The following is a 24,495-nucleotide window of genomic DNA, read 5'->3' as shown; positions in this document are numbered from 1 at the left end:
GGATGGTGCTTGCCTTCACCCTGGGCCCATCGAAATATCCCTTTTGTTGTCGCCGGGGCGTGGTAGCCGTGCCATCGCCGCCGCCGCACCGAAGGGATACGCGATGAGAGCTGCCGCCCTGTACTCGGCCGCCGGGACCCTGCTCCTGTCCACCCTGGCCGCCGCCCCGGCGGGCCATGCGGCTGCCGGCGGCGGGGCGCCCGGTGTCCCCGGCACGGCCGAGCTGCACGGCACCGAGGTGGCCGTGGCCCGCGCCCGGGCGGCGGGCATCGACTGGGGCACGTGTTCCTCCGCCGACGTACCGAAGGCGCCGGCCGCCATGCGCTGCGGCACCGTCACCGTCCCGCTCGACTACGCCCACCCGGACGGCACCCGGATCAAACTGACCGTCAGCCGGATCCCGGCCACGCAGAAGGACCCGTACAACAGCAAGCGGAAGGTCCCCCGGCAGGGCGCCCTCGTCTACAACCCCGGCGGGCCCGGCGGGTCCAGCATGTACTTCCCGCTGGTCGGCGCGATCCCGAAGTGGAAGCAGATCGCCGCCGCCTACGACCTGGTCGGCTACGCCCCGCGCGGCGTGGGCCGGTCGGCACCCTTGTCCTGCGAGGACCCCAAGCGCTTCGTCAAGGCGCCCACCGTGTCGTCGGCGCACCCCTCGGAGACGTACAAGCGGCAGCGCATCGCCGAGGCCAAGGCGTACGCGCGCGGCTGTGCCCAGCGCTCCGGGAGCAAGCTGCGCTACTACACCTCGCTGAACAACGCCCGGGACCTGGACGTGCTGCGGGCCGCGCTGGGCGAGGACCGGCTGACGTTCATGGGGGCGTCGTACGGCACGTACTTCGGCGCTCTGTACGCGGCGATGTTCCCCTCGCACCTGCGGCGCATGGTGCTGGACTCGGCGGTGAACCCCGCCCCGGAGAAGATCTGGTACCACAGCAACCTCGACCAGTCGGCCGCGTTCGAGGACCGCTGGGCGGACTTCCGGGACTGGATCGCCCGCCACGACGACGTCTACAAGCTCGGCAACACCGCCGAGAAGGTGCAGCGCAGCTACGACACCGCACTGGACCGGCTGGCCGGGAAGGCGGCCGGCGGGAAGGTCGGCTCCGGCCAGCTGCAGAACGCGTTCCTGATGGCCGGGTACTACGACGACTTCTGGCCGAGCCGGGCCGGGGCCCTGTCGGCGTATCTGCACGGCAACCCGAAGCCGCTGGTACAGCTGGCGGCGCCGAGCCCGCAGGGTGCCGCGGAGGCGGAGAACGGCAGCGCGGTCTACACGGCCGTGGAGTGCAACGACGCGCCCTGGCCGACGGACTGGAAGGTGTGGGACCGCGACAACACCCGCCTCGCCCGGGTGGCGCCCTTCGAGACCTGGGACAACGCGTGGATGAACCTGCCGTGCGCCTACTGGCCGGAGCCCCGGCAGCAGCCGCTGGACGTGCGGACCGGGCCCGGTGAGCTGCCGCCGGTGCTGATCCTGGCGGCCGAGCGGGACGCGGCGGCGCCCTACCCGGGCGCGGTGGAGATGAACCGGCGACTGGCCGGCTCGGTGCTGGTGACCGAGCGGGACGCGGGAACGCACGGCATCGCGGGCGGACCGAACAAGTGCGTCAACGGCCACCTCGAGGCATACCTGCTGACGGGGCGGGTGCCGGGGCGGCGCGCTTCGTGCGCGCCGCGCACCGAGCCCAAGCCCGAAGCCTCCGGCGGCCGGGCTGAGAAGGGGGCCCGGCGGGACGTCGTCAAGGGCCGGGTCGGGGAGCACTGAGCGCCCACCGGGGTGCCGCGAACCGCCGGTCGGCGGCTGCGGGTCCGTGGTGGCTGGGCGCGCAGTGCCCGCGCCCCTTACGGGGCGCCTGTCAGGCCAGGCCTGCCACCAGTTCCGCGATGTCCTTGCGGCGGCCCGTGTAGAACGGGATTTCCTCGCGGACGTGCATGCGGGCCTCGGAGGCGCGGAGGTGGCGCATGAGGTCGACGATGCGGTACAGCTCGTCGGCCTCGAAGGCCAGGATCCACTCGTAGTCGCCGAGGGAGAACGAGGCGACCGTGTTGGCGCGCACGTCGGGGTAGCCGCGGGCCATCTTGCCGTGGTCGGCGAGCATGCGGCGGCGGTCCTCGTCGGGCAGCAGGTACCAGTCGTAGGAGCGCACGAAGGGGTAGACGCTCACGTAGTTGCGGGGCGTCTCGTCGGCGAGGAACGCCGGGATGTGCGAGCGGTTGAACTCGGCCGGGCGGTGCAGCGCCATGTTCGACCACACGGGCGTGAGCGCGCGGCCCAGCTTCGTGCGGCGGAAGAGGTTGTACGCCTCCTGGAGCTGGTCGCTGGTCTCGGCGTGCCACCAGATCATCAGGTCGGCGTCGGCACGCAGGCCGGAGACGTCGTAGGTGCCGCGGATCGTCACGTCCTTGGCGGCAAGCTGGTCGAACAGCTCCTGGACCTCGTCGGCGTAACCCGCGCGGTCCTCCGGCAGCACGTCCTTCAGCTTGAAGACCGACCACAGGGTGTAGCGGATGACCTCGTTGAGGTCCTTGGCCAGCTTGCCCTTGTTCGGGATCCTGCCGGGCTCGGTGGTGGGGGCGTCGTCACTCATGGTCCCTATTCTCCCGCTCCGCCGTGGAGGCTCTGCACCGGGTTGGCCGTCAGCTCCGCCACCGAGCTCAGGTCGCCGCCCAGCTGGTCCACGGCCGCGTACGCGCTCGCGATGCAGGCCGGGATGCCGACGCCGTCGTACGGCGCGCCGCACACCGCGAGGCCCGGCAGCTTGGCGACGTGCTCGCGGACGCGGGCCACGCGCGCGTGGTGGCCGACGGGGTACTGGGGCAGGCCGTCGGTCCAGCGGGTGACCCGGGTGCCGATGGGTGTCGCGTCCAGGCCGGTGGCCTCGCTCAGGTCGTGCCGGGAGACCTCGACCAGTTCGGTGTCCTCCCGCCGGAGCACCTCCGTCTCGCCGTACCGCCCGACCGAGGTGCGCAGCACGACCACGTCCGGGTCCTCGTCGGCGATCCAGCCCCACTTCTGTGAGGCGAAGGTCGAGGCCTTGATGGTGCGGCCGTCGACGGGCGGGACCAGGAAGCCGCTTCCCCCGGGGAGGCTCAGGTCCGCGCGCCGGTAGGCGAGGGTGACCAGGGCCATGGAGGCGTACTCGACGGCGGCGAGTTCGGTCGCCGCGGCCGGGGACTCGGCGCGCAGCAGCTCCGCGGCGGCCGGGGCGGGTACCGCGACGATCACGGCGTCCGCGTGCAGGACCCGCTCTCCCGCGACGACCCGCCAGCCGCCGGGGGCCTCCCGGCGCAGCTCCCGCACCGGCGTCCCGGTCAGGATCTCTCCGCCACGCGCCCGCACCGACTCCGCGACCGCGAGCGGCAGGGTGCCGACCCCGCCCTCGATGCCCATGAACACCGGGCCGGTCTGCTGACTCGCCGCCGCCTTGGCCTGGAGCTCGCGGACCCCCTCCGTGAGGGAGGTGTGGGTGCGGGCGGCCTGGAAGAGCTGGGGGACGGCCGAGCGCATCGAGATGCGGTACGCGTCGCCCGCGTAGACGCCGCCGAGCAGCGGCTCGACCAGGCGGTCGACGACCTCGCGGCCGAGCCGGGCGGCCACGAACTCCCCCACGGCCACGTCGTCTCCGACCTCGGTGCGCGGCAGGTCGGCGTCGCGCTCGATCCGGGCGACGCCCTCCTCGGACAGCACGCCGGCAAGCGCGGTGGCGGTGCCGGGCACACCCATCACATGGCCCTTGGGCATGGGGCGCAGGGCGCCGCGGGTCCAGATGGAGGCGGTCGCCGTGGCCGGCGGCTGGAGCCGGCCGGCGAGGCCCACCTCGCGCGCGAGGGTCACCGCCTCGGGGCGGCGGGCGAGCATCGACTCGGCGCCCAGATCGACCCGGACGCCCGCGATCTCGCCGGGCAACAGCTTGCCGCCGACCCGGTCCGCGGCCTCCAGCACGGTCACGCGCGCGCCGCGCCCGAGCAGCCGGTGGGCGGCGGCCAGCCCGGCGATACCGGCTCCGATGACGACGACATGCCCTGTACGCGTACCCGTTGCGCTCATGCCCCCACTCTCTCAGACCCCACTGACACTCCCGCCCGGGCCCGAAGTCCTCCGCACCGTCCTGCGCGGCGGGGGCCGTTGTCCGAACGTTCCGGGGTGTCCGGCCGTCGTAGGGAGGTCACCGGCCGAAGAGCCCTCGGGGGTACCGCCCATGCGCACATCACGTTCCGCACGACCCGCACGCCCCAGCAGAGCCCTGGCGGGGATCCTGCTCGCCGCCTCCCTCGGCCTCGCCCTCGCCGGGTGCGGCAGCGCGGACGACTCGGGCGGTGGCGCCTCGGCGAAGTCCGCGGCGAGCGGCGCCGACGTGGCCGCCGGACCGGGTGCCGCCGACAGCGCCAGGCCGACGGCGCCCAGGACACCGCGGCTCCCGCAGAGCGCGATCGTCCGCACCGCGTCCCTCACCCTCCAGGTGAAGGAGGTGCCCAAGGCCCTGGAGCAGGCCCGCGCCACCGCCGAGGGCGCGGGCGGCTACGTCGGCAAGGAGAGCACCAGCCGGGACGCCGACGGCCATGAGCGCACCCGGGTCGTCCTGCGGGTGCCCGGTGCGAAGTACGACGAGGTCCTCGCCGCGCTCCAGGGGACGGGCAGGCTGATCGACCGCACGGCCCAGGCGGAGGACGTCACCGACCAGGTCGTGGACGTCGACAGCCGCGTCAAGTCGCAGCGGGCCGGCCTGGACCGGATCCGTGCGCTGATGGACCGGGCGACGAAACTGAGCGATGTCGTCACGTTGGAAGGCGAGTTGAGCAGCCGCGAGGCCGACCTGGAGTCGCTGCTGGCCCGGCAGGCGTCCCTGAAGGACCGCACGAGCCTCGCCACCATCACGCTGTCGCTGTCCGGGACGCCGGTGCGCACGGCGTCCGGTGACTCCCCCGGCATCGTGGGCGCGCTGTCGGGCGGCTGGCACGTGTTCGTCACCATGCTGCGCTGGATCGTCCTCGCGCTCGGCGCCGCCCTGCCGTTCGCGGCCTGTGCGGCCCTGTCGGCGCTGCTGTGGCTGCGGATCGTACGGCCCCGGCTGCCGCACCGCCGGGAGCCCGCACCCGCGATGACCGCGCTGGGCCCGCTGCCCTCGGCCCGCCCGGCGCCGGAGTCCGCCGGTGAGCAGCCGGACCGGGACTGACCTGTCCCCGCCCCGTAGCGTGGTCCCATGAACATGGGTGACGGGCGGGGCGGGACGGAACGGCTGGTCGTGATCGGCGCGGACGCCGCGGGCATGTCGGCGGCGTCGCAGGCGCGCCGGCTGAAGGGGCCCGGCGAGCTGGAGATCGTGGCCTTCGAACGTGGGCACTTCACGTCGTTCTCGGCGTGCGGCATCCCGTACTGGGTGGGCGGCGACGTCCCCGAACGGGACGACCTGATCGCCCGCACCCCCGAGGAACACCGCGCGCGGGGGATCGATCTGCGCCTGCGCACCGAGGTCACGGAGCTCGACGTGGCCGGACAGCGGGTACGCGCGCGTGACGTCGATTCCGGTGCCGAGTGCTGGACGTCGTACGACAAGCTCGTCATCGCGACGGGCGCGCGCCCGGTCCGCCCCGGCCTGCCCGGAGTGGACGCCGCGGGGGTGCACGGCGTGCAGACCCTGGACGACGGCCAGGCCCTGCTGGACACGCTGGCACACACGCGTGGCCGCAGGGCGGTGGTCGTGGGCGCCGGCTACATCGGCGTGGAGATGGCGGAAGCGCTGATCAACCGCGGCTTCGAGGTGACGGTCGTCAACCGCGGCAAGGAACCCATGTCGACGCTCGATGCGGACATGGGCCGCCTGGTGCACCGGGCCATGGAGGGCCTCGGCATCACCATGGTGAACGACGCCGAGGTCACCAAGATCCTCGCCGGAGCGGACGGCCGCGCCCGCGCGGTGGCCACGCAGGACGCCGAGTACCCCGCGGACGTGGTGGTCCTCGGCATCGGCGTGCGCCCGGAAACCGCGCTCGCCAAGGCCGCGGGCCTCCCGCTCGGCGCCCACGGCGGCCTGCTCACCGACCTCGCGATGCGGGTGCGTGGCCACCGGAACATCTGGGCGGGCGGGGACTGCGTGGAGGTGCTCAACCTGGTCTCCGGCCAGGACCAGTACGTCCCGCTCGGCACCCACGCCAACAAGCACGGCCAGGTCATCGGCAGCAACGTCGGCGGCGGTTACGCCACCTTCCCCGGCGTGGTCGGCACGGCGGTCAGCAAGGTCTGCGACCTGGAGATCGCCCGCACCGGCCTGCGCGAGAAGGACGCCGCCCGGGTGGGCCTGCGGTACGAGACGGTCACCATCGAGTCCACCAGCCGGGCCGGCTACTACCCGGGCGCCTCCCCGATGACGGTCAAGATGCTCGCCGAACGCCGCACGGGCCGGCTGCTGGGCGTCCAGATCGTCGGCAGGGAGGGCGCCGCGAAACGGGTCGACATCGCGGCGGTGGCGCTGACCGCGCGGATGACGGTGGAACAGATGACAGCCCTCGACCTGGGCTACGCCCCACCGTTCTCGCCGGTGTGGGACCCGGTCCTGGTGGCGGCGAGAAAGGCGACGGCGAAGGTACGCGCCTCCTAGGCTGTCCCGCTGATGCGCGGCAGAGCGGATACGGCGGCCGGCGGCTGCTCTCCCGCGGGTTTCGCATGCGTGGCGGACGGCCGGGTGGACCGCAGCCGGTAACTCACCGCCTCGTCCAGCGTCACGGGCCGCTGCATCTGCGAGGCAAGCCGCCCCGCTTCCTGGCCGAGCCGTGCGACATCCTCCCAGGGAAGCCGTACGACCAGGGAGATCTCCGCCTCACCGTCGGGCAGAGCGTGCATCGCAGGAGTAACTCGCTCGTTCATCGCCTGATCCTCACGTCGGTTGGGAATCAGTACGCACGCCCACCCCGCGCCGTTCACCGGTTCGCCCGCCGCATCCCGGGCACTACTTCTGTGTGGTCATCCCCGTCCATGACGTGAACCCGGTGCGCCGCACCCCCTGGGTGACGTACGCCCTCATCGCCGCCGGCGTCCTGGTGTTCATCAGCACGCCCGGCATAGCCGGTTCCGTGGCCGGCGGCAGCGACGTGGCGCAGCTGTGCCATCTGCAGGCCTTCATGGACCACTACGCGGCGGTCCCAAGAGAACTGATCCACCATCAGATGCCACGGCTGGTCCCGACGGGAGACGTGGGCATCGGACCGCACGGCCCGGGCTGCGTGGTGGCGCCGCCGGGCTACGACAAGTCGCCGCCGCTGTCGGTCTTCACGGCGATGTTCCTGCACGGCAGCTGGCTGCACCTGCTCGGCAACATGCTCTTCCTGCTGATCTTCGGCAACAACGTCGAGGACCGGATGGGCCACATCCGCTTCTTCCTCTTCTACGTCGTCTGCGGTTACGCGGCCGGCTACGGCTTCGCGCTGCTCAACGACACATCGGGGGACCCGCTGATCGGAGCGTCGGGCGCGATCGCCGGGGTCCTCGGCGCCTACATCGTGCTGTGGCCGAGCGCGAGGGTCTGGGTCCTCGTACCGTTCCTGATCTTCCTGCCGCTCAGGCTGCCCGCCTGGCTGGTGCTGGGCTTCTGGTTCGTGCTGCAGGCGGTGTACTCGTCCGGGCACGCTGTCACCGGCGCCGGCACCGTGGCGTACGCGGCGCATGTGGTCGGCTTCCTGACCGGCATGCTGCTCGCCTGGCCGCTCAAGCCCGGCACCCCGCCCCCGCCGGAGCCGCGCGGCCTGCTGTTCGGCAGGCGGGCGCGGCCCCGATACACCTGGTGAGTCAGCGAGCGGTCGCGGTGTGGACGTAATCGACGAGCCGGGTCAGCGCGTCCGGGTCGGTGTTCGGCAGGACGCCGTGGCCGAGGTTGAAGACGTGGCCCTCCAGGCCGGCGGCCGCGTCCAGCACCTCGCGGGCCTTGGCCTCGACGGTGTCCTTGTCGGTGAACAGGACGGTGGAGTCGAGGTTGCCCTGGAGCGCCTTGCCGGGGCCGACGCGGCGCTGCGCCTCGTCCAGCGGGACGCGCCAGTCGACGCCGACCACGTCCGCGCCGGCCTCGCCCATGAGCTTCAGCAGCTCGCCGGTGCCGACACCGAAGTGGATGCGCGGGACGCCGTAGCCGGAGACAGCGTCGAAGACCTTCGCGGAGGAGGGCATGGCCGAGCGCCGGTAGTCCGCCGGGGCGAGGGCGCCGACCCAGGAGTCGAACAGCTGGACCGCGCTCGCGCCGGCCTCGATCTGCACCTTCAGGAAGGCGGCGGTGATGTCGGCCAGGCGGTCCAGCAGGTCGGCCCACAGCTCGGGGTCGCCGTACATCATCGCCTTGGCGTTCTCGTACGTGCGCGAGGGACCACCCTCGACGAGGTAGCTCGCGAGGGTGAAAGGCGCGCCCGCGAAACCGATCAGCGGGGTGGCGCCCAGCTCGCTGGTGAGCAGGCCGATGGCCTCGGTGACGTAGGGGACGTCCTCGGGTGTGAGGTCGCGCAGCCGGGCCAGATCGGCGCGGGTGCGGATGGGGTCGTCGACGACCGGGCCGACGCCGGGCTTGATGTCGAGGCCGACACCGATGGCCTTCAGCGGGACGACGATGTCGCTGTAGTAGATCGCCGCGTCCACGTGGTGGCGGCGCACCGGCTGCAGCGTGATCTCGGTGACCAGCTCGGGCCGCATGCAGGACTCGAGCATCGGGATGCCCTCGCGCACCTTGCGGTACTCGGGCAGGGAGCGGCCGGCCTGGCGCATGAACCACACGGGGGTGTGCGGTACGGGTTCGCGCCTGCACGCCTTGAGGAAGGCGGAGTCGTACGTCGCTGTCGGCTGCATGCTGTCGTTGGCGGTCACGGGGCAAGTCTCGCATGCCACCGGATCGGGACCGGCCCGGTGCGGGGGCGGCCCGTGGCCACCGACTGTGTCTTGCCCTGCACAAAGCCCCGCTTCCCCTTACTCTTCCCCGCATGGCTGCGGCTCACGGACGAATGTCGGACGGCGCTGACGGATTGGACGACGTGAAGGACACCGAGGAGGCGGACCGGCGTTCCAGTACTTCGGGTCCACCGGCTTTCCAGGCCGCGGTCGACGCCCTGCGCAGCAGCCGGCTGCGGCCGCAGGTCGAGGTGGAGCCCACCCCCGCCCCGCAGCGGCTCGCCCCCTACGCGTACGCACTGGAGGCCGTGGTGGTCGACGGCGAGCAGGAGCTGGCCGACGGACGGCTGGTGCTGCTGCACGATCCGGCGGGGCACGACGCCTGGCAGGGAACGTTCCGGCTGGTGACGCTGGTGCGGGCGGAGCTGGAGGCGGAGATGGCGGCCGATCCGCTGCTGCCCGAGGTGTGCTGGTCATGGCTGACCGGGGCGCTGCAGGCGCGCGGGCTCGGCTACGGCGAGCCGAGCGGGACGATCACGCGCGCGAGTTCGCACTACTTCGGCGGGCTGGCGGAGCGGCCGGCGGCCTCGCAGATCGAGATCCGGGCGTCCTGGACGCCCCGCGAGGGGCTCGGCGGGGTGCCGGACACGGCCTCCCACCTGACCTCCTGGTGCGATCTGCTGGCCCAGGTCGCGGGGCTGCCGCCGGCCGGTCCGGGCGATGCCTCCGTGGTGACGCTGCCGCAGCGCAGGGGCCCGCAGTCACGGTGAGACCGAGGTGGGCAAGGCCGCCGACCGGCGACTTCGCCCACATGGCGGCCTTATTGACCATGTCTTTGTCGATACGGCCACTTTCCGACCCGAATCGCACCCGCGTGAACCCGACTCGATCTTCGGATGATCGATCGCGTGTCCGAATTGCACAGATTGTTACTCACTAGATCGTGATCATTCTCTAAAGGCGGACGAGTTTGCTGCCGAAGACGACTGTGACCTTGAAAGCACGGTTCGTCCCGGCTTCATCCCCACAAGCCGGCCCCGTCCCCCCACCCAGGAGGCCTGGTGTCCGTTCTCCTCGAGCAGCCCGCAAGCCTGGTCGCCTACCGCCCGAACAAGCCGACCGCCATGGTGGTCGTGGCCGACCCGCGCGTCCGTTCCACCGTCACCCGCCACCTGTGGGCTCTCGGCGTGCGCGATGTCATCGAGGCCTCGTCCGTCGCGGAGGCTCGTCCCCGCATCGGCAATCCGCGCGACATCTGCGTCGCCGACGTCCACCTGCCCGACGGCTCCGGCCTGACCCTGCTCTCCGAGACCCGCGCCGCGGGCTGGCCCAACGGCCTCGCGCTGTCCGCCGCCGACGACATCGGCGCGGTGCGCAACGCCCTGGCGGGCGGGGTCAAGGGCTATGTCGTCACGGGCACCCGCACCAACATCGGCCTGCCCGCCCGGCCCGGCGCCGCTCCCCTCGGCGCCGCCCGGATGCACCGCCGCCCCCCGGGTGCCCCGAGCCACCCGGGCGGCTACCGCGAGCTGTCCGGACGCGAGGTCGAGGTGCTGCGGCTGGTCGCGGAGGGCCAGTCGAACAAGGCGATCGGCGTCTCCATGGGCCTGTCCGCCCTGACCGTCAAGAGCCACCTCGCCCGCATCGCCCGCAAGCTGGGCACGGGCGACCGGGCCGGCATGGTGGCCGTGGCCCTGCGCACCGGGATCATCCACTGAGCCGACCGGAGCAGCCGCCGGTTCACTCACCTGAACCGCACCATTCACCGGCCTGACTGGTTTACGACCCTCCGGCGCCTGTCGACGGAACGTTCCGTCGACGGGCGCCGTCCACACACGGATACCCTTGACAGGTGACCGACGCCCAAGACACCGCAGCAGACAGCTCCCTGCATACCACCGGAGGCACCCCTCCGGATGACGCCGGATCTTCTGTGACGGGGGCGCCGACACCGCTGCTGGAACCGCGCGAGGGAATTCCGCCCGTCGTCGCCGACGAGGCCACCCTCGCCAAGGTGATCGCCGCCTTCGCCGCGGGCTCCGGCCCGGTCGCCGTCGACGCCGAGCGCGCCTCCGGCTACCGCTACGGCCAGCGCGCGTACCTGGTGCAGCTGCGCCGCGAAGGCGCCGGGACCGCGCTGATCGACCCCGCGGCCTGCCCCGACCTGTCCGCGCTCGGCGAGGCCCTGTCCGGCGTCGAGTGGGTGCTGCACGCGGCCACCCAGGACCTGCCCTGCCTGCGCGAGATAGGCATGGTCCCGACCCGCCTCTTCGACACCGAGCTGGCGGGCCGGCTCGCCGGGTTCCCCCGGGTCGGTCTCGGCGCCATGGTCGAGGGCGTGCTGGGTTTCGTCCTGGAGAAGGGTCACTCCGCCGTCGACTGGTCGACCCGCCCGCTCCCCGAGCCCTGGCTGCGCTATGCCGCGCTCGACGTGGAACTCCTCGTCGACCTGCGCGACGCCCTGGAGAAGGAGCTGGACCGGCAGGGCAAGCTGGAGTGGGCCCTGCAGGAGTTCGACGCGATCGCGGCCGCGCCGCCGGCCGAGCCGAGGAAGGATCCCTGGCGCCGTACGTCCGGTATGCACAAGGTGCGCAGGCGCCGGCAGCTCGGGATCGTACGGGAGCTGTGGGAGACGCGGGACCGGATCGCGCAGCGCAGGGACGTGTCGCCGGGCAAGGTGCTCAGTGACGCCGCCATCGTGGAGGCGGCGCTCTCCCTTCCGGCCAACGTCCATGCGCTCGCGGCGCTGAACGGGTTCGGGCACCGGATGGGACGGCGGCAGCTGGAGCAGTGGCAGGCGGCGGTGGACCGGGCCAAGGCCCTGCCGGACTCCGCGCTGCCGCAGCCGGGCCAGCCGGTCACCGGGCCTCCGCCGCCGCGGGCCTGGGCCGACAAGGACCCCGCCGCCGCGGCTCGGCTGTCCGCGGCCCGGGCCGGGGTGACGGCCCTTGCCGAGCGGCTCGGGATGCCTCAGGAGAACCTGATGTCGCCGGACACGGTCCGGCGCATCTGCTGGGAGCCGCCGAAGGTGGTGGACACCGGGTCGGTGGAGCTTGCCCTGGCGGGGTACGGCGCGCGTCCGTGGCAGGTGGAGCTGGTGACGCCGGTGTTGGTTTCGGCGCTGTCGGCGAAGGGTGCCGCCGGCGCCCCGTAAGCGCCTGGGCGCGAGCAACCAGGACAATCCGCAGCCGCCGTACGCGATCAGGCCCTACGGCGGCCGGGCAGGCACGTCGAGATCAAGCCATACCGCATGCCGCCGTGGTGTGACCTTCGCCGCTCCCCCCGGCAGGGCTGTGCAGCTACGTTACTCATAAGTAGCATGGGCTTAAGCAAGCGCTCAGCGTTCCGCACCCTGGAGGAGAGCCATCGTGCCTCGTACCGTCAGGGATGTCGTCTTCGTCGACGGCGTCCGCACCCCGTTCGGCAAGGCGGGCCCGAAGGGCATCTACCACGAGACCCGCGCCGACGACCTCGTCGTGAAGGCGATCCGGGAGCTGCTGCGCCGCAACCCGGGTCTCGACCCGAAGAAGATCGACGAGGTCGCCATCGCGGCGACCACGCAGATCGGTGACCAGGGTCTGACCCTGGGCCGTACCGCCGGGATCCTCGCGGGTCTGCCGCAGTCGGTGCCCGGCTACTCCATCGACCGCATGTGCGCCGGCGCGCTGACCGCCGTGACGACCACCGCCGGTTCGATCGCCTTCGGTGCCTACGACGCCGTCATCGCCGGTGGTGTGGAGCACATGGGCCGCCACCCGATGGGCGAGGGCGTGGACCCGAACCCGCGGTTCGTGAGCGAGAAGCTGGTCGACGAGTCCGCCCTGTTCATGGGCATGACCGCGGAGAACCTGCACGACCGCTACCCGCAGATCACCAAGCTGCGCGCCGACGAGTACGCCGTGCGCTCGCAGGAGAAGGCCGCCAAGGCGTACGCCAACGGCAAGATCCAGCAGGACCTGGTGCCGATCTCGGTGCGTCGCACCAACCCGGAGGCCGGTGAGACCGGCTGGGGTCTGGTCACCGCCGACGAGCCGATGCGCCCGGGGACCACCCTGGAGAACCTGTCGAACCTGAAGACGCCGTTCCGCGTCCACGGGCGGGTCACCGCCGGTAACGCCGCCGGTCTGAACGACGGTGCGACGGCCTCGATCATCGCCTCCGAGGACTTCGCCCGCGAGAACAACCTGCCGGTCAAGATGCGGCTCGTCTCCTACGCCTTCGCGGGCGTGGAGCCGGAGGTCATGGGCTACGGCCCGATCCCGGCGACCGAGAAGGCCCTCGCCAAGGCGGGCCTCGGCATCGGTGACATCGGCCTGTTCGAGATCAACGAGGCCTTCGCCGTCCAGGTGCTGGCCTTCCTCGACCACTACGGCATCGCGGACGACGACGAGCGCGTCAACCAGTACGGCGGCGCCATCGCCTTCGGTCACCCGCTGGCCTCCTCCGGTGTCCGGCTGATGACGCAGCTGGCCCGCCAGTTCGAGGAGCAGCCGCAGGTCCGCTACGGCCTGACCACCATGTGCGTCGGCTTCGGCATGGGCGCGACGGTCATCTGGGAGAACCCGCACTTCGAGGGGGACAAGTGAGCACCACCGCTGAGCTTTTGAAGGGTGCGGCCGAGCTGTTCCCCGACGAGGTCGTGACGTCCGCGCACGTACGCCACCTCGACCTGCCGTTCGGTGCGGGCCGTTTCGCGCTCATCACCCTCGACAACGGCTTCGACCACACCAAGCCGACCACCTTCGGCCCGGCCTCGCTGGCGAACCTCAACACCGCCATCGACCAGGTCGAGGCGGAGGCCGCGGCCGGCGACATCGTCGGCGCCGGCATCACCGGCAAGCCGTTCATCTTCGCGGTCGGCGCCGACCTCAAGGGCGTCGAGCTGCTGAAGGAGCACAAGGACGCGCTGGCCATCGGCAAGGGCGGCCACGAGGTCTTCAAGCGCCTCGCGGGCCTGGCCGTGCCGACCTTCGCGTACTACAACGGCGCGGCGATGGGCGGCGGCGTCGAGGTCGGTCTGCACTGCACGTACCGCACGGTGTCGAAGGCGATCGCGGCCTTCTCGCTCCCCGAGGTCTTCCTGGGTCTGGTCCCGGGCTGGGGCGGCTGCACGATCCTGCCGAACCTGATCGGCGCCGACAAGGCCGTCTCGGTGATCATCGAGAACAGCCTCAACCAGAACAAGCAGCTCAAGGGCAAGCAGGTCTTCGAGCTCGGCATCGCCGACGCCCTCTTCGAGGGTGCGGACTTCCTGGAGCAGTCCCTGATCTGGACGGCGAACGTCCTCAAGGGCGACGTCGAGGTCGAGCGCCCGGTGATCGACCGCGGCGAGGCCTGGGACCAGGCCGTCGCCAAGGGCCGGTTCATCGCCGACTCCAAGGTGCACGGGGCCGCTCCGGCCGCCTACCGCGCCCTGGACATCATCGCGGCCGCCAAGAACGGCGACCTGCAGCAGGGGTACGACGCCGAGGACGTCGCCCTCGCCGACCTGATCATGGGCGGTGAGCTGCGCTCCGGCATCTACGCGTTCAACCTGGTGCAGAAGCGCGGCAAGCGTCCCGCCGGCGCCCCGGACAAGAACCTGGCCCGCCCGGTCACCAAGGTCGGCGTGGTCGGCGCGGGCCTGATGGCCTCGCAGCTCGCCCTCCTCTTCCTGCGCCGCCTGGAGGTGCCGGTCGTGCTGACCGACATCGACCAGGAGCGCGTCGACAAGGGTGTGGGCTACGTCCACGCCGAGATCGACAAGCTGCTCGGCAAGGGCCGGATCAACCAGGACAAGGCCAACCGCCTGAAGGCACTGGTCACCGGTGTCCTGGACAAGGCCGAGGGTTTCTCCGACGCGGACTTCATCATCGAGGCCGTGTTCGAGGAGATCGGTGTCAAGCAGCAGGTGTTCGCGGAGGTCGAGGCGGTCGCCCCGGCGCACGCGATCCTCGCGACCAACACCTCCTCGCTGTCGGTGACGGAGATGGCGTCGAAGCTCAAGCACCCCGAGCGGGTCGTGGGCTTCCACTTCTTCAACCCGGTCGCGGTGCTGCCGCTGCTGGAGATCGTCCGTGGCGAGAAGACCGACGACGCGTCGCTCGCGACCGCGTTCGCCGTCGCCAAGAAGCTGAAGAAGACCGCGGTTCTGGTCAAGGACGCCCCGGCGTTCGTCGTGAACCGCATCCTGACCCGCTTCATGGGCGAGATCCAGAACGTCATCGACGAGGGCACCCCGGTGGAGGTCGCGGAGAAGGCGGTCGAGCCGCTCGGTCTGCCGATGTCCCCGCTGGTCCTCCTCGAGCTGGTCGGCCCCGCGATCGGTCTCCACGTGTCCGAGACCCTCAACCGGGCCTTCCCGGACCGCTTCACGGTCTCCCCGAACCTCGCGGCCGTCGTCAAGGCGGGCAAGCGCGGCTTCTACGTCTACGACAGCGGCAAGCCGGAGCTGGACCCGGAGGTCGCCGCGCTGCTGAAGCAGGGCGATGTCGTGCTGACCGAGGAGCAGGTGCGGGCGCGGGTGCTGGACGCGGTGGCGCAGGAGATCGGGCTCATGCTCGACGAGGGCGTCGTCGCCGAGGCCCAGGACATCGACCTCTGCCTGATCACGGGCGCCGGCTGGCCCTTCCACCTGGGCGGCATCACGCCGTACCTGGACCGCGAGGGCGTCTCGGAGCGCGTGAACGGCAAGACGTTCCTGGCGCAGGGTGTGGCGAGCGTTCCCGCATAACACCCGGTGACACCTGGAGGGCCCCCGCTGCGGCGGGGGCCCTTCCGCGTGCTCAGACCGGTCGCCACGCCTCCAGCGCCAGCCCCGGCTCGTCCTTGCGCCGGGTCAGCAGGAGCCGGCCGGTCGACGGCGACAGCGTTGCCGCCACCACCCGGTCGTCCCCGTCCACGGCGAGGGAGACCAGCGCGTCCGCGGGCAGCTGCGGGCCCGACTCCGTCCACCAGGCGCCCGCCGACTCCTGCTCGGTCGGGTAGGCGGCGAAGGCCACCCGGCCGCTCGCCGAGCGCTGGGCCAGCAACGTGCAGTCGTGCCCGTCCAGGGTGCAGCGGACCGCCGTGACCGGGCCCGGGCCCGCCGCGGGCAGCAGGGCGACCGGTTTGCCGCCCGGTCGCCAGGCACACAGGTCACCGGAGGCGTCGGTGAAGAACACGGTCGTGCTGTCGGGGGAGGTCGCGAGGGCGTAGAGGGTGCCGGGGCGGACCGCGGCCTCCAGGGGCTCCTGCACGACGGGCTGGGCACCGGGTTCCTCCTGGCGCCAGTGCAGCAGGCCCTCGGGGACGGCCGCGTAGACCTCGACCCGGCCGGACTCCCCCGTCACCGCGGCCAGGCCGTCCCGCACCTTGCGCCCCCTCAGGTCCCGCCAGGGCTCCCAGCCGCCCTTCTCCTTCTGCGCGACCATGTGCACCCCGCCGCCGTCGTTGCGGACGAAGACATGGGCGCGGCCCTGGGCGTCGACGGCGACGGCCGGCGTGCCCGACCGGTCACCGCCCTTCTTCCTCGGGTGGCCGATCGGGTTCCAGTCCAGGGCCGCGAGGTGCGGCCGGAAATGAGTGGAGTGCACCAGGCCCGACTCGCCCGGCAGCGTCGGCCGCCAGGAGACGAGGTGGGCGTAGCCGTCGGCGCCCTGGCCGACGGCCAGGACGGGGTGGAGCTTCTGGTCGCCGCCCACCGTGCGCGGGTCGGTCCAGGGGCCGCCGGGGACGCGCTCCGCCCGGCACAGGACGGCGTCGCCCGACAGCTGGTAAACACTGAGCCGGCCGTCTCGGCCGCGCAGGAGCCAGTCGCCGTTCACCGGTTCACTCTATGCCGTGGCTTCACGGTGGCCCGCTCGTGCCTGCTCACAGCCGCTTCGCGGTGCGGAACAGCTTGGCGTAGAAGCCGTCGCCGTCGAGGCGCGAGACACCGCCCTGGTCGCCGATCGTGGGGCCGTTCTGTTCCTTGCGGCTGGAGATGAAGACCTTGTGGCCCTCGGTGTCCGGGCCGAGGTAGATCGCGGAGTGGTCCATGTGGTTGCCGGTGCGGTGGTCCATCTTGAAGAACAGCAGGTCGCCCGGCTGGAGGACGTCGATGTTCTGCGGCTGCACGTACCAGGGGCTCGGGCCCTGGAGCTTGATGATGTCCACGCCCTCCTTGCCGCGGGCCATGCCGTCGGCGGTGCGCGGCAGCCCGTCGCCGTGGGCGTTGTCGGACATCAGCGGGTAGCGGGCGCGGTAGCCGTAGACCAGGCGCAGATAGCCGGAGCAGTCCACGGCCCGCAGGCGGTCCTTCTGCGGGTACACCGTGACGCCGTCCCGGAAGGTGTACGGGATGCCCAGGTAGTCGTAGAAGTCGGTCTGTTCGTAGCGGTCGACGCCGTCGGCCTTGAGGGGGCCGTAGGTGGCGTGGCCCGCGTACTGGATGCCCTGGTCGTCCTTCTTGACCGGCGCGCCCACGATGTACTGGAAGGCGAAGGCGAAGACGTCGTCCTCCTCGCTTCCGTAGTACTGCTTGAACCAGTCCTTGAACCACTGCTGCTTCTCGGACCCCTTGGTCCACGCCTCCGGCATGAGGCGGACCCAGTCGTTGGTGACCACCTTGGTGGTGGTGTTGACGGGCTCGGCGAAGGTCCGGGTCGGGCCCTTGAGGGTGGCGGTACGGGCGCCGTCCGTGAAGGCGGCGATGACGTCGCCCTTGCCGTCACGCAGTACCGAGCGCGCCGGGTTGTTCAGCCGTTCCCAGGTCTGCTTGCCGGTCGTCCCGCCCGAGCTGTGCAGGTTCTCGGTGATCGTCTGGGCGGCCGGGAGCTTCGCCTGCTCGTCCTTGCGCAGCTCGTAGGTGAAGTAGGCGCTGCCCGCGAGCAGGGCCAGGACCGTCACCGCGTGGACGACGGGGCGGCCTTTGCGCTTCGTCATGGTGGGGGCTCCAGGAGTGCGTCGGATTCGGGCGGGTTCAGGCGGTCGGCATGGCGCCGAGGAGGATGCCGGCGGTCAGCACCACATAGGTGGCGAGGGTGACCGAGCCGACGGACAGCAGGGTCGCGCCCTTGGGCTGGCGGACCAGCTGGTAGCCGATCAGGCCGGGGACGATGAAGCCGAGCGTCTGGTTGGCGTACAGCAGCGGGAACTCCATCTGCAGCACGATGATCACGGTGGCCTGGATCAGCACGCCGCTGAGCACGACGGCCGCGAAGAGCCGCTTGCCGTAGAGGATCACGAACTTCTGCATCAGCAGCGTGGCGAGGTACGTCAGCACGGTCACGCCGACGACGAGCGCGGCGCGCTGGAGGTCCTCGATGAGGGTGAGCGCGAGCCAGCCCGGGGTGATCATGCCGCCCGGCGACAGATTGGTCGTCAGGTAGCACATGAGCGAGAACATCAGGCCCAGGCCGATGCCGATCGCGGCGATCTCGGGGGTGAGGACGGAGGGGATCAACGCTGTTCTCCTGGGCTGTGCCACTGCTGGCTGTCGTCGTCGGCGGAAGGCTGGGGCGGGATGCGGGGCTCGAAGAGTCCACGGGCCGGGGCCGGTCCGTGGTGGGGCCGCGGCTCGGTCCAGGTGTCGTGCGAGGTGTCGTACGACGTCTCGTACGAGGTCTCGTACGGCGTCTCGTACGAGGTCTGCGCGGGGAGCTGCGGGACGTGCGGCTGCGCCTGCGCGTACCGCGCCTCGTAGGCCTCCGGGTAGCGCTGGTAGGGGTCGATGCGGGGCACGTACAGCTGCATCGTCTCGGCGTGCTCGACCACGGCGGGAGCCGTTTCGGTCCGGCGGGCCGGGGCCGTGGCGGCCGGCTCGTCGGCGCTCTCGTCCGGCGGCAGTTCGGCGAGGTGTTCCAGCAGGATCTCGCCCTGGCCGTGGATGTTGCCGATCGCGACCATCGACGAGTCCGGGCCGAGCATGTCCAGCATCTTGCCCATGAACTCCTCGGGGTCGCGTTTGTCGCCGCCGAGGTCGACGGCGCGGGAGCGGAACTCGGCGGGGATGGCGTCGATGGCGGACTTGGCCGGGTGGCCGATGACGAAGACGCGCTCGGGGTCGAGGTCGGGGATGATCTCGCCCATCTGCCCGTTGCGTTCCACGCGGTCGGGGCGGCAGTTGATGACCACGTTGAGCGGGCGGTGGATGGCGCCGAGGTCGAGCAGCTGGTTGATGTTCATCAGCGTCGACTCGGGGTCGTTGGCCGCGAAGACGTTGGCGAAGCGCAGCTTCTTGCCATCGGGCGTCCGGTAGCGCTCGACGGAGAGGACACCGGGGTCCGGCGGGGCCTCGTACATGCCCCTGAGGGCCGTCTCCCGGTCGACGCCCAGGAGTTCGGCGACGGCGAGGGCGATGGCCACGTTCTCCTTGAAGGTGAACCAGCTGAAGCCGCGCAGCTCCTCGTCGGTGACCGTCTCGGGGTCGGCGTAGATCAGCTTGCAGTTACGGGCGTCCGCCTCCTCCTGGAGGATGTGGAAGCGGTCCTTCTCGGCGGTGACGCAGATGCCGTCCTCGGGCATGGAGCGGCACAGCGAACGCGCCACGTCGTCCAGGGTGGGGCCCATCTCGGCGAGGTGGTCCTCGCGGACGTTGCACAGCACGCCGATGGTGGAGCGGATCAGCTTGGACTGGTTGATCTCCTGCAGGGCCGGCATGACGGCCATGCACTCGATGACCAGCGCGTCCGGCTTGTACGCGGCGGCGCGCCGGACGATGCCGATCTGCTCGACCACGTTGGCGATGCCGAACTTGCGGTAGACCGGCTCCTCGGTGGCGTCCGGGTGGATGAACCGGGCCGCGGTGCCGGTGGTCTTGGCGACGGTGACCAGGTCGCCGCCGCGCAGGGCGCCCGCGCACAGCCGGGTGATGGAGGACTTGCCGCGGATGCCGTTGACCAGGACCCGGGTGGGGATGTGGTCCAGGTTCTCGAAGTGCCGCCGCTGTTCCACGATGCCCGCGACGAGCAGTATCGCGCAGCAGATCAGCAGCACGGCGTAGAGGAAGAGCACAGGTGATCAGTTCCTTGTGTACTGCTGGGAGGGGGTGCTGCGGGGCTGCTGGCGGCGCTGGTCCTGCAGTTGCTGCCGGATGAGTTCCAGGGAGCGGGTGACGGCGCCGACCTCGTCGTGGTGCTGCGGGAAGAGCACGGTCCTGCGGTCGCCGCCGGCCAGTGCCTCGGCCCGGTCGGCCAGACCGCGCAGCGGCCGGGCCACCACGATGTGCAGCCAGCCCAGGCAGGCGACGGCCGCGGCGGCGCCGAGCAGACCGGCGAGGACGGTGCGGTTCTGGGCGTCGTACTCCGGGATGGCGAGCCGGTCGACGGGCTGCCAGCTGACGACGCTCCAGCCGAGCGACTCGGCCGAGCCGCTGCCGGAGAACGGCGCGGCGGCGGCGATGCGCACCCCGTTCTCCCGGTAGAGCACGCCGTTCGGGCGCGGCTTCTTCCCGAGCCGCTGGGCGCTGGCCGCGACGAGGTCCTTCAGGTGGTCGTCGGGCAGCGACTGGAAGGCGAGGAAGCCGGTGTTGCCGGCGATGACCTTGTTCTGGTCGTCCACGAGCCGGACCACACCGAGGCCCGGCCGGGTCAGCAGGACGTTGAGGAACTCGACGCGGAACTCGCCGATCAGCTGGGCGCCGCCCCGGCCGGGTATCTCGGCGGAGGCGACGACCACGGGCTCCTTGCCGCCGCGGCCCAGCAGCCGCAGGGACTTGTCGGAGACGCGGTGGGAGCGGATCACCTTCGGGTCCTTGCCCTCGCGGGCCTGGATCTCGCCGGAGGAGTCGACGACGTAGAGGGAGCGGTAGCGCCTGTTCTCGTTGTAGGTGCGCTCCAGCACCGTCTCCATGGCCTCGGGCGAGGTCTTGTCGCCGATCAGGGAGGCGACGGACTGCAGGTCGGCGTCGCCCTCGTTGAGCGCGCGGCGCACCCGGTCGCTGAGCGTGTCGGTGCGTTCGCGCTGGTCGTTGACGAGCTGGCGCGGGACGTCGGCCGTGTTGTCCGCGCGGTTGAACAGCAGCATCAGCGGTGCGCACCAGGCCAGCAGCAGGACCGCGCAGACCGCGAGCAGGGCCGGGGTGCCCACCCGGCGCAGCCCGCTGGGACGCTCGGCCGGACCGGTGGCCTCGGCGCTCTCGCCGAGCAGCTGCCGGCGCAGCCGTTCCAGGGCGGCTCCGATGCGGTGCGCCTCGCCGTAGCCGGGGACGGTGACGGGCCGGGTCAGATCGCCGCGGGTGAGCCGGCGGGACTCCAGGAACAGGCGGATGAGCGGGCGCTGCACGGTGCCCAGCAGCACCGCCACGGCCAGGGCGCCGACGACGAGCAGCGCGCCGCCCGCCGCCAGCCCGAACACCGGGGACTGGGCCCGGGCGGACTCCTCGGTCACCTTGACCATGGCGACCACGGACAGGCCGAGCCCGCCGGCGGTGGTGGCCGCGCCGGGCTCGGACGCGGCGAGCGTGGCGTATCCGGCGACGGACCGGTCGCCGAGCACCTTCCCGCCGATCAGGCTGCCGCTGACGCCCTGGTAGCCGCCGGTGCCCGGCTCCTTGCTGCTGCGCGGATCCTGGCGGGCCTTGCGGGCGGCCAGCCGGGCGAAGTCCTTCAGCTGCTTGGTGGAGTCCTTGATGTCCTCGCGGTCGACGCTGTTGCGCGCCGACTCGGGTTCGGCGATGCCGTCGCTGCTGAGGATCGCGCCGTTCGCGTCGACCACGGCGATGGAGCGGAACTGGCCGAGGCTGATGCCGGGGAACTTCAGGTTCCGGGAGGCCACCAGCAGCAGCTGCGGCTTGCCCGGCCAGGTCAGCAGCCCGAAGGACAGCAGCCGCACCTCGCCGTTCTTCTGCCGGACCATCCGCGGGGCCAGCCCGTCCTCGCCGCTGAGGGAGGACAGGTCCACGGAGGTCAGCGGCACCGTCTCGCCGCGGGCCGCGACCAGCTTGCCGGTGCGGATCTCGACGACGGCGGTGCCCATCCACTTCTGGTAGGTGCTGCCGAGCTTGTCCAGGACGGCGTCGCCGGAGACCGGCTCCCCGGCGCTGAACAGCGCGGCGGAGCGGGTCACGTCGGTGACGGACTCGTCGATGGAGGCGCGCAGCGCGATGGCGCCGTCCTCGGAGAAGTGCTGCTGGGACGTCAGCACCGCCCTCGGCACGCCGGCGTCGTCGACGCGGCCCAGCACGAGGGCCGTGATGCCGGCGAGCGTCAGCAACAGCGCCGAGAGGACCGCGATGGGCGGGCGTATGCCCCCGATCAGTGACATGTCGGCTCGGCGGCGGGCTCGGTGTTGCCGCGCCGGGGGCGGTGACGCCACAGGACGGTCCTCTCTTGAATACGGTCCGGGCGCGCCGATGGAAAGACCGCACCCGGAAAGCTCAGACAGATAAGAGGGGGGTTAAGTTGCGGTAAGTCCAACGTGATCTGGGCAACATCGCGCAACTGTCGTACAAATTCCGACAAATGCCCCGTCTACTCGGGCAGCGGGGTGAGTGGCTTCAGCCCGTCCGCCCCCGCGCCGCGGTTCAGCAGCGTGCCCTGGGTGCGCTCGAACGCCAGCCGCAGCCGGGCCTTCTGGGCATCGGTGAGGTCGTGACCGTCACGCAGCGCGGCCGGCACGTCCAGCAGGCGGTAGTCCCGCGCATCGTCGCCGGCGTAGGCGGCGGTGCCGCCGTCCCGCACGTTCTCGGCGTCCGGCGGGATGGTCAGCAGGGTCGGCTCGAAGCGCGGCTGCACGTCCCAGTGGCCCTTGCCGCGCTCGGTGAAGGTGAACCAGGCGATCACGCCCTCCTCGGTCAGGCCCGTCGGCACCTCGTGCCGGGCGATCTGGTTGCCGAGGCCGTAGCTGATCCAGGTGCCGTCGACCTTCTCCATCGGCTCCACGACATGCGCGTGATGGCCGATGACGAGGTTGATGCCGGTCTTCCGGGCGATCTGCCGAGCGAAGGAGAGCTGCGAGGCCGACGGCTCCGGATGGTGCTCACGGCCCCAGTGCAGGGAGAGGATCACCACGTCGGCGCCGGCCTTGCGGGCCCGCTGTTCGGCGGCCTTGATCCGGCCGAGGTCCTGCTCGTTGGCCAGCCACGGCTTGTCCTTCGGGAGCTTGTGCGGCTCGTTGAAGCCGAAGGCGAAGGAGATCTGCGCCACCTTGACGCCCTTGACGTCCATGACCAGCGGAGTCAGTGCCTCCTTCCGGGTCCGGGCGGAGCCGGTGTGCTTCAGCCCGGCGGCGTCCAGCGCGTCCAGGGTGCGCTTCACCCCCTCGTAGCCGTGGTCGAGGGTGTGGTTGGAGGCGGTGGAGCAGGTGTCGTAGCCGATGTCCTTGATCGTCTTGGCCTGCTGCGGCGGCACCTGGAAGTCCGGGAAGCCCTCGAACGGGCCCTTCGCCGGGCCCATCACCGGCTCGAAGTGACAGATCGCCAGGTCCGCCTTGCTGATCAGCGGCTTGATGCCCGCCATCATGGGCCCGAAGTCCAGCCCGTCCACGCCCTTGCCGGTGCGCTTCGCGTCCTTGCGCGCCTGGTCGACCAGTTCGGGGTGCATCAGGATGTCCCCGGCCGCGGCGACGGTGAAGGAGCGCCCGCCGCCCTCGGCACCGGAGTCGTCCGAGAGGAGACCACAGCCGGAGACGGCGGCAAGCAGGGAGAGCGGGGTCAGCAGGGACAGCAGGGTCCGGCTACGGCGTCTGTTCACCGGGATATCTTGATACAACCATGAGAGTGCCTCGCTCACGCGCGATAACGATCGCAACACTTCTGCTGGTCGCCGCCGTCCTCGCCGGCGGTCTCACCGTCCTGCTCCGCGCCTCGGGCGGCGACGGACGCGACAACGGCCGACCCGCCCCGACGGGGGACGCGCAGATCGACCTGGCGCGCGAGGTGGCGGACTACACGAGCCGGTTCGCCCCCGGCCGGGGCTATCTGCCGCCCGGCCGGGCCGACCGCGAGGACATCGCCGCGGCGGTCGGCCTGCTGCTCGACGGCCACCGCGCACAAGCGGAACAGCGGCTTTCGCAACGGGACTTCACCGTGCGCACGGTCGTCGACCGGCCCTCCGGCCACCGCTACACCGAGGTGGCCGACCGCACCGACTCCGCCGTGACACCGCGCGGCTGGGGCCGGGTCTACCTCGATCTGGACCACCGCCCGAGCTGGTCGGTGCAGGTCCCGCATCCCGGCTTCGACCTGGGCACCGAACAGCTGGGCGTACGTGTGCTGCGCGGCTCCCCTGGCGGGGTCCTGGTGATTGCAGGTGCACACCGCAAAGCCGGAGTCGGTAATTCCGCGGACGTGGCACACCGCGAGGACACCGTGTTCCACGCCATCTGCGCCGAGCTGGCCCGGCGCGGGATGCCCGGGATCCAGCTGCACGGCTTCGCCGCCTCCGCCGTGCCCGGCTACGACGTGGTCGCCTCCACCGGCGCCGGGTCGGCGGGCCGGCAGGACGGCCGCGACCTGGCCGACGCCCTGGGCGGGCAAGGCTTCCGGGTCTGCCGGGCCTGGGTGCGGTCCTGTCCGCTGGAGGGCCTGACGAACGTCCAGGGCCAGGTGGCGGACGCCGACCATGTGCCCTTCCTGCACGTCGAGTTCTCCCCCGGGGTGCGCGCCGGAGGGCGCCCCGCCGAGCGGGCGGCCGCCGCGATCGCGAAGATCACGGGCGACTGGGCGAGCAAACCCGTGACAGACTGAGTCTGCC

Annotated in this window: 20 protein-coding genes; 10 read left to right on the top strand and 10 right to left on the bottom strand. The window is 71.7% G+C overall.

Translation table 11 applies throughout. The annotated features are described in order from the left end of the window. Window positions 1-103: 103 nt before the first annotated feature. The gene (locus ACWC0C_RS04300; protein WP_450861465.1) at window positions 104-1,768 is read left to right on the top strand and encodes an alpha/beta hydrolase; all 1,665 of its coding nucleotides are present in this window, start codon (window positions 104-106) and stop codon (window positions 1,766-1,768) included. Between the two features lie 91 nt (window positions 1,769-1,859). Here the strand turns inward: ACWC0C_RS04300 and hemQ are convergent, their stop codons facing one another. Both hemQ and hemG read right to left on the bottom strand, forming a co-directional pair. After that, window positions 1,860-2,591 carry a hydrogen peroxide-dependent heme synthase gene (hemQ, locus tag ACWC0C_RS04295; RefSeq protein ID WP_449194768.1) on the bottom strand — a complete coding sequence of 244 codons (732 nt, stop codon included), beginning with the start codon at window positions 2,589-2,591 and terminating at the stop codon, window positions 1,860-1,862. 5 nt (window positions 2,592-2,596) lie between these two features. Then, on the bottom strand, window positions 2,597-4,051 hold the full coding sequence (gene hemG / locus ACWC0C_RS04290) for a protoporphyrinogen oxidase (RefSeq protein ID WP_450861463.1): 1,455 nt from the start codon (window positions 4,049-4,051) through the stop codon (window positions 2,597-2,599). A 151-nt stretch (window positions 4,052-4,202) separates the two neighbouring features. Here hemG and ACWC0C_RS04285 point away from each other — a divergent pair, with 151 nt between their 5' ends. After that, window positions 4,203-5,177, top strand: a complete 975-nt coding sequence (locus ACWC0C_RS04285; protein WP_450861461.1) for a DUF4349 domain-containing protein — start codon at window positions 4,203-4,205, stop codon at window positions 5,175-5,177. A gap of 27 nt (window positions 5,178-5,204) precedes the next feature. Next, window positions 5,205-6,599 (top strand): FAD-dependent oxidoreductase, encoded by a 1,395-nt coding sequence (locus tag ACWC0C_RS04280; protein ID WP_450861460.1) that lies wholly within the window; start codon window positions 5,205-5,207, stop codon window positions 6,597-6,599. Here ACWC0C_RS04280 and ACWC0C_RS04275 read toward each other — a convergent pair. Beyond that, window positions 6,596-6,865, bottom strand: coding sequence for a hypothetical protein (locus ACWC0C_RS04275; protein WP_450861458.1), 270 nt, complete (start codon window positions 6,863-6,865; stop codon window positions 6,596-6,598). The genes ACWC0C_RS04280 and ACWC0C_RS04275 overlap by 4 nt on opposite strands. Window positions 6,866-6,957: 92 nt before the next feature. Here ACWC0C_RS04275 and ACWC0C_RS04270 point away from each other — a divergent pair, with 92 nt between their 5' ends. Further along, complete coding sequence (locus ACWC0C_RS04270) at window positions 6,958-7,782, top strand: rhomboid family intramembrane serine protease (protein ID WP_450861457.1); 825 nt, start codon at window positions 6,958-6,960, stop codon at window positions 7,780-7,782. Window position 7,783: 1 nt separating this feature from the next. On the opposite strand, the gene hemE is transcribed toward ACWC0C_RS04270, so the two are convergent. Beyond that, entirely contained in the window at window positions 7,784-8,824 is a 1,041-nt protein-coding gene (hemE, locus tag ACWC0C_RS04265) for a uroporphyrinogen decarboxylase (RefSeq protein ID WP_450861719.1), read from the bottom strand. A gap of 131 nt (window positions 8,825-8,955) precedes the next feature. Between hemE and ACWC0C_RS04260 the strand changes: the two genes are divergently transcribed. The 5 genes from ACWC0C_RS04260 to ACWC0C_RS04240 all read left to right on the top strand — a co-directional run bounded on the left by ACWC0C_RS04260 (window position 8,956) and on the right by ACWC0C_RS04240 (window position 15,575). Continuing rightward, window positions 8,956-9,633, top strand: a complete 678-nt coding sequence (locus tag ACWC0C_RS04260; RefSeq protein ID WP_449194774.1) for a DUF3000 domain-containing protein — start codon at window positions 8,956-8,958, stop codon at window positions 9,631-9,633. A gap of 291 nt (window positions 9,634-9,924) precedes the next feature. Further along, window positions 9,925-10,581, top strand: a complete 657-nt coding sequence (locus tag ACWC0C_RS04255) for a response regulator transcription factor (protein ID WP_031169226.1) — start codon at window positions 9,925-9,927, stop codon at window positions 10,579-10,581. Window positions 10,582-10,715: 134 nt separating this feature from the next. Continuing rightward, the gene (locus tag ACWC0C_RS04250) at window positions 10,716-12,017 is read left to right on the top strand and encodes a ribonuclease D (RefSeq protein WP_450861454.1); all 1,302 of its coding nucleotides are present in this window, start codon (window positions 10,716-10,718) and stop codon (window positions 12,015-12,017) included. Window positions 12,018-12,231: 214 nt separating this feature from the next. After that, the gene (locus ACWC0C_RS04245; RefSeq protein ID WP_449194776.1) at window positions 12,232-13,449 is read left to right on the top strand and encodes a thiolase family protein; all 1,218 of its coding nucleotides are present in this window, start codon (window positions 12,232-12,234) and stop codon (window positions 13,447-13,449) included. Further along, window positions 13,446-15,575 (top strand): 3-hydroxyacyl-CoA dehydrogenase NAD-binding domain-containing protein, encoded by a 2,130-nt coding sequence (locus ACWC0C_RS04240; protein WP_450861451.1) that lies wholly within the window; start codon window positions 13,446-13,448, stop codon window positions 15,573-15,575. Before ACWC0C_RS04245 ends, ACWC0C_RS04240 begins: the two co-directional genes overlap by 4 nt. Before the next feature lie 52 nt (window positions 15,576-15,627). Here ACWC0C_RS04240 and ACWC0C_RS04235 read toward each other — a convergent pair whose 3' ends face one another. The 6 genes from ACWC0C_RS04235 to ACWC0C_RS04210 all read right to left on the bottom strand — a co-directional run bounded on the left by ACWC0C_RS04235 (window position 15,628) and on the right by ACWC0C_RS04210 (window position 23,493). Then, complete coding sequence (locus tag ACWC0C_RS04235; protein ID WP_450861449.1) at window positions 15,628-16,647, bottom strand: hypothetical protein; 1,020 nt, start codon at window positions 16,645-16,647, stop codon at window positions 15,628-15,630. A 46-nt stretch (window positions 16,648-16,693) separates the two neighbouring features. Further along, window positions 16,694-17,746: an NlpC/P60 family protein gene (locus ACWC0C_RS04230; RefSeq protein WP_449194779.1), complete on the bottom strand. Its 1,053-nt coding sequence runs from the start codon at window positions 17,744-17,746 to the stop codon at window positions 16,694-16,696. A gap of 37 nt (window positions 17,747-17,783) precedes the next feature. Further along, entirely contained in the window at window positions 17,784-18,266 is a 483-nt protein-coding gene (locus ACWC0C_RS04225; protein WP_189950767.1) for a poly-gamma-glutamate biosynthesis protein PgsC/CapC, read from the bottom strand. Further along, a complete protein-coding gene (pgsB, locus tag ACWC0C_RS04220) occupies window positions 18,263-19,816 on the bottom strand; it encodes a poly-gamma-glutamate synthase PgsB (protein ID WP_450861447.1) in 1,554 nt (517 codons plus the stop codon). The genes ACWC0C_RS04225 and pgsB overlap by 4 nt, the downstream gene beginning before the upstream one ends. A 6-nt stretch (window positions 19,817-19,822) precedes the next feature. After that, complete coding sequence (locus ACWC0C_RS04215) at window positions 19,823-22,066, bottom strand: HAMP domain-containing protein (RefSeq protein ID WP_450861445.1); 2,244 nt, start codon at window positions 22,064-22,066, stop codon at window positions 19,823-19,825. A gap of 206 nt (window positions 22,067-22,272) precedes the next feature. Beyond that, window positions 22,273-23,493, bottom strand: coding sequence for a CapA family protein (locus tag ACWC0C_RS04210; protein WP_450861444.1), 1,221 nt, complete (start codon window positions 23,491-23,493; stop codon window positions 22,273-22,275). A 26-nt stretch (window positions 23,494-23,519) separates the two neighbouring features. On the opposite strand from ACWC0C_RS04210, the gene ACWC0C_RS04205 reads away from it, so the two are divergent. After that, window positions 23,520-24,488, top strand: a complete 969-nt coding sequence (locus ACWC0C_RS04205) for a hypothetical protein (RefSeq protein WP_450861442.1) — start codon at window positions 23,520-23,522, stop codon at window positions 24,486-24,488. Window positions 24,489-24,495 lie beyond the last annotated feature (7 nt).

It is taken from the genome of Streptomyces sp. NPDC001709 (assembly GCF_053596375.1).
Note: the sequence above shows the minus strand (reverse complement) of the source record. Positions and strands in the feature narration are given on the sequence as shown.

Bases quoted from the DNA above. Each gene is read 5' to 3' on its own strand.
- ACWC0C_RS04300 (WP_450861465.1), top strand. From the start codon at position 104: ATGAGAGCTGCCGCCCTGTACTCGGCCGCCGGGACCCTGCTCCTGTCC.
- hemQ (WP_449194768.1), bottom strand. From the start codon at position 2,591: ATGAGTGACGACGCCCCCACCACCGAGCCCGGCAGGATCCCGAACAAG.
- hemG (WP_450861463.1), bottom strand. From the start codon at position 4,051: ATGAGCGCAACGGGTACGCGTACAGGGCATGTCGTCGTCATCGGAGCC.
- ACWC0C_RS04285 (WP_450861461.1), top strand. From the start codon at position 4,203: ATGCGCACATCACGTTCCGCACGACCCGCACGCCCCAGCAGAGCCCTG.
- ACWC0C_RS04280 (WP_450861460.1), top strand. From the start codon at position 5,205: ATGAACATGGGTGACGGGCGGGGCGGGACGGAACGGCTGGTCGTGATC.
- ACWC0C_RS04275 (WP_450861458.1), bottom strand. From the start codon at position 6,865: ATGAACGAGCGAGTTACTCCTGCGATGCACGCTCTGCCCGACGGTGAG.
- hemE (WP_450861719.1), bottom strand. From the start codon at position 8,824: ATGCAGCCGACAGCGACGTACGACTCCGCCTTCCTCAAGGCGTGCAGG.
- ACWC0C_RS04260 (WP_449194774.1), top strand. From the start codon at position 8,956: ATGGCTGCGGCTCACGGACGAATGTCGGACGGCGCTGACGGATTGGAC.
- ACWC0C_RS04230 (WP_449194779.1), bottom strand. From the start codon at position 17,746: ATGACGAAGCGCAAAGGCCGCCCCGTCGTCCACGCGGTGACGGTCCTG.
- ACWC0C_RS04215 (WP_450861445.1), bottom strand. From the start codon at position 22,066: ATGTCACTGATCGGGGGCATACGCCCGCCCATCGCGGTCCTCTCGGCG.